13 protein-coding genes are annotated in these 10,453 nt (G+C 46.3%); 9 read left to right on the top strand and 4 right to left on the bottom strand.

Annotated features, from left to right (window positions below):
- Positions 1-339: DEAD/DEAH box helicase (locus ACTIE6_RS10185; protein WP_439556537.1), on the bottom strand; the 339-nt coding region annotated here is incomplete at its 3' end.
- Positions 340-463: 124 nt separating this feature from the next.
- Between ACTIE6_RS10185 and ACTIE6_RS10180 the strand changes: the two genes are divergently transcribed.
- From ACTIE6_RS10180 to fabF, 8 genes are all read left to right on the top strand, one after another.
- Positions 464-2,056 (top strand): serine hydrolase domain-containing protein, encoded by a 1,593-nt coding sequence (locus tag ACTIE6_RS10180; protein WP_439556536.1) that lies wholly within the window; start codon positions 464-466, stop codon positions 2,054-2,056.
- A 25-nt stretch (positions 2,057-2,081) separates the two neighbouring features.
- A complete protein-coding gene (locus ACTIE6_RS10175; protein WP_439556535.1) occupies positions 2,082-2,636 on the top strand; it encodes a DUF2911 domain-containing protein in 555 nt (184 codons plus the stop codon).
- Between the two features lie 63 nt (positions 2,637-2,699).
- Positions 2,700-3,137 (top strand): hypothetical protein, encoded by a 438-nt coding sequence (locus tag ACTIE6_RS10170; RefSeq protein WP_439556534.1) that lies wholly within the window; start codon positions 2,700-2,702, stop codon positions 3,135-3,137.
- 85 nt (positions 3,138-3,222) lie between these two features.
- Positions 3,223-4,491: a PQQ-dependent sugar dehydrogenase gene (locus ACTIE6_RS10165; protein WP_439556533.1), complete on the top strand. Its 1,269-nt coding sequence runs from the start codon at positions 3,223-3,225 to the stop codon at positions 4,489-4,491.
- Positions 4,492-4,623: 132 nt separating this feature from the next.
- Positions 4,624-5,211: a TetR/AcrR family transcriptional regulator gene (locus ACTIE6_RS10160; RefSeq protein WP_439556532.1), complete on the top strand. Its 588-nt coding sequence runs from the start codon at positions 4,624-4,626 to the stop codon at positions 5,209-5,211.
- Between the two features lie 63 nt (positions 5,212-5,274).
- Entirely contained in the window at positions 5,275-5,550 is a 276-nt protein-coding gene (locus ACTIE6_RS10155) for an SDR family NAD(P)-dependent oxidoreductase (protein WP_439556531.1), read from the top strand.
- Between the two features lie 96 nt (positions 5,551-5,646).
- Complete coding sequence (locus ACTIE6_RS10150) at positions 5,647-5,835, top strand: DUF2798 domain-containing protein (protein ID WP_439556530.1); 189 nt, start codon at positions 5,647-5,649, stop codon at positions 5,833-5,835.
- A gap of 84 nt (positions 5,836-5,919) precedes the next feature.
- Entirely contained in the window at positions 5,920-7,170 is a 1,251-nt protein-coding gene (gene fabF / locus ACTIE6_RS10145; protein ID WP_439556529.1) for a beta-ketoacyl-ACP synthase II, read from the top strand.
- A gap of 3 nt (positions 7,171-7,173) precedes the next feature.
- Here fabF and ACTIE6_RS10140 read toward each other — a convergent pair whose 3' ends face one another.
- Complete coding sequence (locus ACTIE6_RS10140) at positions 7,174-7,971, bottom strand: HAD family hydrolase (RefSeq protein WP_439556528.1); 798 nt, start codon at positions 7,969-7,971, stop codon at positions 7,174-7,176.
- A gap of 73 nt (positions 7,972-8,044) precedes the next feature.
- Positions 8,045-8,743: a hypothetical protein gene (locus tag ACTIE6_RS10135; protein ID WP_439556527.1), complete on the bottom strand. Its 699-nt coding sequence runs from the start codon at positions 8,741-8,743 to the stop codon at positions 8,045-8,047.
- A 175-nt stretch (positions 8,744-8,918) separates the two neighbouring features.
- Here ACTIE6_RS10135 and ACTIE6_RS10130 point away from each other — a divergent pair, with 175 nt between their 5' ends.
- Positions 8,919-9,818, top strand: a complete 900-nt coding sequence (locus ACTIE6_RS10130; protein ID WP_439556526.1) for an EamA family transporter — start codon at positions 8,919-8,921, stop codon at positions 9,816-9,818.
- On the opposite strand, the gene ACTIE6_RS10125 is transcribed toward ACTIE6_RS10130, so the two are convergent.
- Positions 9,815-10,444 carry a class I SAM-dependent methyltransferase gene (locus tag ACTIE6_RS10125; protein WP_439556525.1) on the bottom strand — a complete coding sequence of 210 codons (630 nt, stop codon included), beginning with the start codon at positions 10,442-10,444 and terminating at the stop codon, positions 9,815-9,817. The two genes, ACTIE6_RS10130 and ACTIE6_RS10125, sit on opposite strands and share 4 nt — an antisense overlap.
- Positions 10,445-10,453 lie beyond the last annotated feature (9 nt).

Genomic DNA, 10,453 nt, shown 5'->3' with positions numbered 1-10,453 from the left:
AACCCCGCCGTAAACCGCCATTGTCTTCACTTTCCGGGGCAGCCGCTCTCCAAAAGTTTGAAAAACAACACCTACCTGCACCGCGAGCTCTCTTGTCGGTACCAAAACCAATGCAGAAATATGCCGGTTTGCGGCGGCTGGTTTACTTTGGAATAACTCAAGAATCGGTAAAACAAAACTGGCAGTCTTTCCGGAACCCGTTTTCGCAATGCCCAGAACATCGTTACCCTTTAATATAGCAGGAATAGCGGCTTCCTGGATGGGGTAAGGTTGAGTATAATTCTGTTCAGCAATGGTTTTTAGTAATGGTTCAGACAAGCCAAGTGATTCGAAAGACATAAGTATCCAGCCAGTTAATCGAGTTTTTGAAAAGAGGGCAAAGATACCATTACCTGTAAACATATTGGCTAAAACGTCTGCCGTGAAATGATATCCAGTATCACAAACATATATTCCTGATAACATGTCTTACAATCGCCGGGAGTTTTTACAGCAGTTAGGATTAGGTGCGCTGCAGTTGGGTGTTTTAAGTTCTATCCCGGCATCTTCCTGGGCCGGAGCGCCTTCCTACGGTCAGCTACCCCGCAGCTCACCTGAGTCACAAGGTATATCGGCCAAAGGTATCCTTGACTTTGTGAATGCAGTCGAGTCCGAGAAATTGAATTTGCACAGCTTGATGGTCCTGCGGCAGGGAAAAGTAGTTGCGGAAGGCTGGTGGGCACCCTATAATCCCGAACTGAAACATACATTGTACTCACTCAGCAAAAGCTTTACTTCCACAGCCATCGGTTTCGCTGTTGCAGAAGGAAAGTTGAAAGTAGAGGATAAGGTAGTCTCCTTTTTTCCAGGCGAAAAGCCGGCTACGATCAGTGAAAACCTGGCCGCAATGCGGGTAAAAGACCTGCTTACCATGTCCACCGGGCACGACAAAGATACCACTGCCTCGGTGAGGGAAGCTAAAGAAAAAAGCTGGGTAAAATCGTTTCTGGCTTTGCCGGTAGAGCATGCGCCCGGTACGCATTTCGTGTACAACAGCGGCGCTACTTATATGCTTTCGGCGATTATCCAAAAGGTGACCGGGCAAACTTTACTTCAATATCTGAAACCTCGCCTGTTTGATCCGCTGGTGATTGAAGGAATGGACTGGGAAGTGGACCCGAATGGGATTAATACCGGCGGTTGGGGACTCAGGGTCAAAACCGAAGATATTGCCAAGTTCGGCCAGCTGTATTTGCAAAAAGGAAAATGGAATGGAAAACAGCTTATTCCGGCCGAATGGGTTGAAGAAGCCACGCGCTCGCACATTCAATCCAAAGGCGGATCCCGCCCGCAGGCTGAAAACGACTGGCTGCAAGGTTACGGATACCAGTTCTGGCGCTGCCGGAATGATGCTTACCGCGGCGATGGCGCTTACGGACAATATTGCATCGTGTTGCCCAAAGAAGATATGGTGGTAGCAATTACGAGCGAAACGGGTAATATGCAGGCCATTCTGGACCATATATGGAACCATATTCTAAAATCTGTAAAAGGGACACGCGTGCCTTCTGACAAGCAGGAAGTGGCCGAGCTCCAAAAAAAGCTGAGCACCCTGGCACTACCGCAAACCGCGGGTAAACCTACGTCAGAGTGGGCTGCGAAGTTGAAAGAGAAGAGTTTCAATATGGCCGAAAACAGCTTAAAGATCAGCAAGGTATCTTTTGACTTTGACAAAGGCTGGTGCCTTTTCAGGGTTAAAGATGACCGCGGGGAACACCAGGTTGTAAACGGGATCGGGAACTGGAAAATAGGCTTGACCGACTTGTCTACAATGCCGCTCAAACTGGTACTAACCCCGGTGCCTGGCGAAACGAAGACCAAAATTGCCTGCAATGGCGCCTGGGTTGATGACAGTACCTTTGAAATGACGTGGCGGTTTATAGAAACTGCACATTACGATACGGTACGTTGCAAGTTTGAGGGTGAGAATGTGCAGATCGAGTTCAAGAGAAGTTTAGCAATACTTGGCAATACCAAAGATCAGCGACCTGTGCTGACCGGCAAAATGCTTGCTTAATCCCGTTTTTAACCAAAACCAAATTATGAAAAAGAACATCATTGCTAGTCTTTTGCTTGTCCTTGCAGCATTTACCGCGCATGCTCAGAAGTTCAGACCCCTGGATAAAAGTCCGCGCGATATCGCCTACTTCCCCGATCATTTTGCCCACGACCGTAAAGATGGTGACAAGGCACTTGTAAAAGTAAGTTATAGCCGCCCGGCATTGAAAGACAGAGAGGTATTTGGCAAGCTGGAACCTTACGGAAAAGTATGGCGGACAGGCGCAGACGAAGCGACAGAGATCAAGTTTTATCAGGATGCAACATTTGGAGGCAAAAAAGTGAAGGCAGGTACCTATTCCCTGTTTACCATTCCTGGCGAAAAAGAATGGACTGTGATACTCAGCTCCGATCTGGATTACTGGGGCGCTTACAAATACAAGGAAGCCAATGATGTACTGAGGGTAACAGCTGCTCCAAAGCCCGCAGCAGCTCCGATTGAGAACTTCTCCATTGTTTTTGAGAAAGTATCCGATACCTCGGCAAAGATGTTCATGGGCTGGGATAAGACGGTTGTTGAAGTTCCGGTCACGTTTTAGTACACGCTGTATTTTGGCATAATTCTTTCTCTGGTTCGTATTTACAACCAAGCCAAGAGGAAGATGGATGATATAAATGACAGTATTCAGGCGTTTTTCGAGGATTATGAAAGGCGGTTCGAAGAAGGTTTGGCAGGGAATGCAGTTGCAGAAGATACGGCAAAAGCTTTCGCTGAATTTTTTGTAGAGGCAAGTCCGGCAGGAGTTTCAGGTGGGAAAAATGACTCGGCGTTCTGGGAGTCTGTTCCAAAAGGCTACGAATTTTACCGGTCGATAGGTATTCATAAAATGGAGATCAGGCAGGTGGATATCACCGAGCTGGACGATCTGCATTACCTTGTAGATGTTCGTTGGCAGTCGTTTTATATGAAGGATGGGGTCGAGGGTTCCATTGAATTTAGTGTTATTTACTTCCTGCAGCATTTAAATGGCACACTCAAAATATTCGCTTACATCACAGGCGACGAACAAAGAATACTGAAACAAAGCGGACTGATTTAGATTTCCGGCTGGCATTATTATTGCAAAGGCAGGTTGAGGGTTGACAAACCACAGCCTGCCTTTTTTCGCTAAAAACCAAACCAGTATGAACATCAGAAAACTCGCCGCGGTATATGTGCTGGCCGCATTTGCCGTGGCCGGATGCAACAGTAAAGTCAGTGATAAGGAAAAAGAGGAAGCCGCCAAGTCCGGTCCTGATTCTGCCAATACTGAAACGGGTAGCCTCACTTTGCCAGCTCCATTTACAACAGAGTCCGTAGAGAACAGGCCTGAGGAAGCGGGGTGGCCCGAAGGCAAAATGCCGGTGGCGCCTGAGGGTTTTGTGGTTACCAAATATGCAGATAAGCTCGACAGTCCGCGCTGGACTTACCAGGCGCCAAATGGCGACGTGTTCGTGGCGGAGTCAAATACCAAGAAGAGTGCCGACAGGATTACGTTGTTACGCGATGTTAACAAAGACGGGAAGCCCGAAATCAGGGAGATATTCATGGAAAAGCTGAACAAGCCGCTGGGAATGCTGGTATTGAACAACTTTTTCTATGTAGCGAATACCGACGGTGTTTTCAGGTATGCTTACAAGCCGGGCGATACCAAAATCACGAGCAAAGGAGAGAAGATCGTTGAGTTACCAGCTGGCGGTTATAATAACCACTGGACCAGAAACCTGCTTGCGAATGCAGATGGATCGAAGATTTACATTTCGGTAGGTTCTGCCAGTAATGTGGCTGATCATGGAATTGATGAAGAAAAGCGCCGGGCCAATATCCTGGAAGTAAATCCGGACGGAAGTGGTGAAAGGGTATTTGCAAGCGGATTGAGAAATCCCGTAGGAATGGACTGGGCTCCGGGTAGTAAGGTATTGTGGACTGCGGTAAACGAAAGAGATTTGTTAGGCGACGATCTGGTGCCTGACTACATAACGAGTGTAAAAGAAGGTGGCTTTTATGGCTGGCCTTACGCTTATTTCGGGCAAAACGAAGATCCGAGAAGAAAAGGCGAGCGGCCTGACCTGGTAAAAAAGACCATTGTACCTGACGTGCCGGTGGGATCGCACACTGCTTCACTCGGATTGGCTTTTTACGATAAAACAAAATTCCCGGCGAAGTATCAAAATGGTGCATTCGTTGGTCAACACGGATCATGGAACCGGTCTAAAATCTCGGGATACAAAGTTGTTTTCATCCCATTCAAGGGCGGTAAACCTGCCGGAAAGCCTGAGGATTTCCTGACAGGTTTCGTAGAAAGTGAAAAGAAAGTCTACGGTCGCCCGGTCGGAGTAACTGTGCTGGAAGACGGTTCAATGCTGGTTAACGATGATTCCGGGAATACGATCTGGCGCGTGGCCATTAAGTAGGAGAGAATAAAGAAGATAGTACAGCGGCCAGGTTTTTAAACCTGGCCGTTTTTTTGTTTTCAGATAAACTAAAAATAAATTAGGAAAATTATACCGATCGGTATAATTTTGTTACGTCAACTGAATAGAAGAATGAGCAAGGCAGAACGGACACGGCAATTTATCATCGAGAAAACGGCACCTATTTTCAATGTGAAAGGTTTTGCCGGGACTTCACTGAATGATATTATCCATGCGACCGGACTGACCAAAGGTAGCATCTATGGTAATTTCGAGAACAAAGACGATGTGGCGCTGGCTGCATTTGACCATAACATTAAAAACATGTTCTCGGCCATTTCAACTGAAATGGATAAGAGAGCTACTTACAAGGAGAAGTTGATGGTGTATGCAGATATTTACGAGAACTTCTTTCATCACCCGTTTCCGTCCGGCGGCTGCCCCATTCTGAACACATCCACCGAAGCTGATGACACCCACCCCGAGCTAAAACAAAGAGCCGCAGCAGCAATTACCAACTGGAAGATTGCAGTATCCAATCTGATCAAAAAAGGCATTGCTACAAACGAGTTCAATGCGGAGGTGGATCCCGACGAGGCGGCGATCAGTATCGTTGCATTGATCGAGGGTGGTATTATGATCGGGAAGGTGACAGGGAAACTAAACTACCGGAATGCGATTATGAAGTCTGTCAGAAAAATGATCGAGGATTTAGAATAAAAAAATTTTACCCAGAAATATACCGATCGGTATATTATTTTGCAACAATCAAAATGTAAAGCAATGAAAACCACAGGAAACACAATTTTGATCACAGGAGGAAGCGCCGGTATTGGCTGGGAAATAGCAAAGGCTTTTTCGGTAAGCGGCAATCAAGTTATCATCACCGGGCGAGACGAACAGCGACTTGCCAACGCAGCTTCACAGCTGAAAAATGTAACACCGATTGTAATGGTATACCGCCCAAGGAAGTTGCTGATGCGCTTATTCACGCTTTTGAAACAGACACTTTTGAGGTGCGCGTTGGTCGCACAGAATCGCTGTTTCAACTATACCTGAGCTCGCCGACCGAGGCGCTCCGCACGATGAATCCGGACGCAAAGTTTTAATTACGCCGGTTTCGCCGGTCTTTGAGAAAGCAAATATATACGCAGAATGATGGGACAGAAAATAGCTTCTGCAATGCAAATGGGAATCATTACGACGGGCGTGATTTCGTTTACTTTGATTTCCGTAAATATTGGATTTGTTGCCAATTTTTTGGTGATTTGGCTGAAATCTTGGAGCCTGGTCCACTTGCTTGTTGTCCCTGTGATACTTGTTGTTGGTCAATGGGTGCAGTAGTTTGTGGCAATTATGTTCAAAGATGCAGTTACTGAGGAGTTTGAATGATCATCTCCTGAGTCTTCGAAAACGTTTCAAATTTTTATGAAAAGAGTAGTTGTTACAGGATTGGGAGTGATTTCTCCCCTGGGGAATTCGGTAGGCGAATTCTGGGAAAATATTGTGAATGGTAAAAGCGGTGCTGCTACCATCACGAAAATAGATGTTTCCAAATTTAAAACGAGATTTGGCTGTGAAGTCCGGGACTTTAATCCGGAAGAATTCATTGAAAAAAAGGAGCTGAAAAAATACGATCTGCATACGCAATACGCGATTGCAGCTTCCGATATGGCGATCAAAGATGCTGCGCTGGACTTCGAGACAATGGACATCACAGACCGCCACGATGTAGGTGTGATCTGGGCGACAGGAAATGGTGGAATGGGCACGTTTGAAGACCAGCTGCTTGAATTCCATGCATCTAACGGAGTGCCTCGTTTCAGTCCGTTCTTTATTCCGAAAATGATCGTGGATATCGCAGCAGGTGTGATTTCGATCCGCCACAAGCTGCACGGACCCAACTATTGTACCGTATCTGCCTGCGCATCTTCCAACACCGCATTGATCGCCGCCTTTGATACCATTAGAATGGACAAGGCGAAAGTAATGGTAGCGGGTGGTTCGGAAGCGGCCATTATCTATTCGGCATTGGGTGGTTTCGGTGCGGCACAGGCACTTTCCAAACGAAATGATGATCCCGCGACTGCTTCGCGACCATTTGACAAAGACCGCGACGGGTTTGTAATGGGCGAAGGTGCAGCCGCATTGATCCTCGAAGATCTTGAATTTGCGGTTGCAAGAGGTGCAAAAATTTATGCTGAAATCGTAGGTGGCGGAATGGCCGCAGACGCGTACCATCTTACCGGAACTCCGCCTGACGGAATGGGCGCCGCACTTGGAATGCGGAAAGCGTTAAAAGAAGCAGGAATCACACCCGACAAGATCGACTACGTAAATGCCCACGCTACTTCCACAGGTCTCGGGGATATGAGCGAACTGAATGGGATCAAGACAGTTTTCGGTGATCACCAGGTTGCGATCAGCGCGACTAAATCCATGACCGGGCACTTACTTGGCGCTGCTGGTGCCGTAGAAAGTATTGTTTGTGCGCTGGCAGTTCAAAATGATGTTATTCCGGGTACAATCAACACCGAAAACCTGGACGAAAATGTACCTGAGGGGATGAATATCATTCTTGGCGAGTCAGTGAAGCAGACGGTTAACTATGCGCTGAACAATACATTCGGCTTCGGCGGTCACACTGCGACTTCTATTTTCAAGAAATACACTGCTTAGAAGTTAATCCAATAACTCTGAAAGTACCTCAACTACCCCGTTTTCATCGTTGCTTTTAGCGATGAAGCGGGCTATTTTTTTGATATCCGGGTGCGCATTCGCCATCGCGTAGGAGTACCCTGCTTTTCCAAGCATTTCCAGATCATTCAGATAATCTCCGAATGCCATTGTTTGTTCCGGAGAGATATTGAATTTCTCCTGCAAAACCTCCATGGCGCGGCCTTTATTGGCCCTTTTGTCTGAAATATCCAGCCAGATCGGTCCCGATACTTTCACTTTCAGAACATCTTCATACTTCTTGTAATGCGGGTAGCTGTTCACTTCTGACCCGGCCAGGTCGCATACAGTAAATTTAAGAAATTGGTCATCCTTCACTTCAAGCAGGTCTTCAACGATCTCGTACCTCTCAAAATAGAGTTTCAGGTGATCTATAAATTCCTGCTCATCATTTTCCACATAAGCTTTTTTCTTCCCGCAAATGATCGGATACGTGTTGGGAATGCCGCGCGAGATAGTTACCAGTTCTTTTACAAGCTCGGGATCAGTAGCCTGCACATGAATTTCTTCATCCTTAAAAACCACATAGCTCCCATTCTCGGCAGCAAAAATCACTTCATCACAGACATTTTCCAGCGTTTTGGTAAGATTGAAATACTGCCGCCCGCTTGCCGCCACAAAAATGATCCCGTGTTCTTTGATCTTTCTGAAAATGGGGTAAAATGATTCGTGGAGTTCGTGTCTGGAGTTCAAAAGCGTACCGTCCATATCGGTCGCGATCAGCTTGATGTCGGAAAAATGCATACCGGATTTTAATGTAATTACCTGATCAATCAAGGTAAATACACCTGCTTAGGTTCCAGTATGTGTTTGATTTTTAGAAAAGACGGTATTTTGCGCCAATTCTGATCACGTCCATGTAAGCCCCAAAACTGCCGCCGTCATAGTTTCCCATCCAGTTTTTCAAACCGTAGGAATATCCCGCCCGAAAGCTCAGTTTGTCTGAACCGACTTCGAGCTGTAACCTGGGACGGAAGTCAAAACCAGGGATGATATCGGTTTCACTACGAGTTCTTTTGAAATTATCAGTGACTGAGAGCTTATGGTAACTATCGAGTCCGATCCCGAAATCAGCGCCACCCGAAAGCGCAATGTGTAAATCTTCCTTTACATTGAACTGATAGCCTATGTATGGAAAAATATTGGCGAAATGATTGTAGCTGATACTTTTACCCTCCACCTGCATGATCATATCGTCGAGCTGTAATTCAGTAAGTGAAGCCTTTGTCCTCAAAAGTTCGTAGCCGAGATCGAGCCCGAGTAACACATTGCTTTTGGTCTGTCTTTGAAGAACGATCCCGGCTCCGTAGGAAGCTGCATTTTTCGCACCAAAGGAATTTGCCTGGCTTCCTTCACACCTGCAAAACGGTCCGCCCGTGCTGAGGGAAGTTTCTTTCACTGTCGATTTTCCACGGAATGAACCCAGGCCGCCATTGAGGTAAACGGACAGCGAAGTTTTTTGCGCCAATGCAGGTTGCACCAAAAAGGAAAATAGGAGGAAGTAGAGCAGTTTCATAGGGTTAGTTTTAAATGGTTACAAAAGCATGAGTTTGCGATTCGTAAAATGGTTGGAATGACCGGAAACTTAATATGGCCTTGAATGGTGTTACAAATTGTTCATACAGCGAAACCCGCATTCCTTTTTTGCTGTTGAAAAACTACCGGTGCACCCGGGCTGACTTCTTCGTTGCATGAAATTTTCAAAATACTACCTTGCCGCCTTCATTTCCTTTGTGATCTGGGGGTTTTTCAGTTTAGCGCTCAAACCGCTTGCCGCCTACGCTTCACTTGATATCCTCTTCTACCGCGTTTTTCTTTGTGCGGTGATTATGGCGGTAATCAGTTTTTTTGTCAGGGTCAAAGTTTTGAAGGCTAACATCAGGCTGCTGCGTGCATTGCCTGCCAAACAGCGATTCCGGGCGGTGTGGCTCACTTTGCTGGGAGGTATATTGCTGACTGCTAACTGGTTTTTCTTCATTTACGTGATGAACCACATCAGCATCAAAGCGGCTTCTTTCGCTTACCTGGTTTGCCCGATTATGACGACCGTGATTGCCTATTTTGTATTAAGTGAAAAGTTAAGCAAATGGCAGTGGGTTGCAGTAGGGTTGAGTGTTTTCAGTTGTTTGTTGCTGTCTTTCAACAATATAGCCGATATTGCTTACAGTCTTATCGTGGCGGGATCTTACGCGCTTTACCTGGTGAGCCAGCGGAAGAATGTTGGTTTGGATAAGTTCCTGGTGTTAACTGTCCAGATCCTGTTTTCAGCATTGCTCCTGTTTCCATTTTATCCCGCGTACAGTGAGGGTATCCCCACCGAAACTTCCTTTTACGCATTGATTTTTGTGATCGCAGTCCTGTTTACGATTGTGCCGCTTTACCTAAATTTATATGCATTGCAGGGTGTGACTTCGTCTACAATGGGCATTTTGCTTTACATTAACCCGCTGATGAATTTCGCGATTGCGTTGCTTTATTATCACGAAAACATCAATTCCATTCAGATTATCGGCTACTCGCTGATCCTGGTTTCCATTGTTGTTTTTAATGAAAGGTTCATCTTTGGCCGGCGGCGGACTGCGCTGGTTTAAGGTTTTTGGTATACAATGGATTGAATGAATTTTCGGTACCAGAATGCTGTAAAAAGCTGGCGGTAACCCGCGGAATGGAATAAAGAACTTGTCTCGGGAAGCTGGTTCGCTTCTACTTCGGAGAGCAGTTTAAAAAACAAATACATGGATTTAAGCAGCCAGTTCTTCCAGGAGCGGCTGCTTTTTTTATCCATATGAAAATCTGTAAAAAGCCACTTGCCGCCGGGATGAAGCATTTTATCAAACTTTTGAAAAACCCGGCCGGCTTTCTCCTGCTTGAAGTTATCGAAGAGAAATGCTGTGATAACTATGTCAAAATGCGATTCTGTGCCATAATCCTCAATAGCGGAATGCACGATTGCGACCGTGTTTTTCCCGGTAAACCTTTTTTCAGCCTTTCGGATCATTTTTTCTGAAATCTCCACATACGTAATGTGCAGCCCGGCGGGATGCCGCTCCGTGATCGCTTCCAGGATGCCGCCGGTTCCTCCTCCCGCAATCAGGACCTTTGCTTTTTCGGGAATGTAAGGGACAAGTGCCTGCTGCGCCTGTATCTGTGCATTGCGGAACACAATCCTGCTGAGAGGATCGTAAAACCAGGCGACGCGATCGTAATTGTTTTTCACTGCTCTGGC

It is taken from the genome of Dyadobacter sp. (genome assembly GCF_051859145.1).
GTDB lineage: Bacteria > Bacteroidota > Bacteroidia > Cytophagales > Spirosomataceae > Dyadobacter.
The sequence above is the reverse complement of the archived record's forward strand: the minus strand, read 5'-3'. Positions and strand labels throughout refer to the sequence as shown.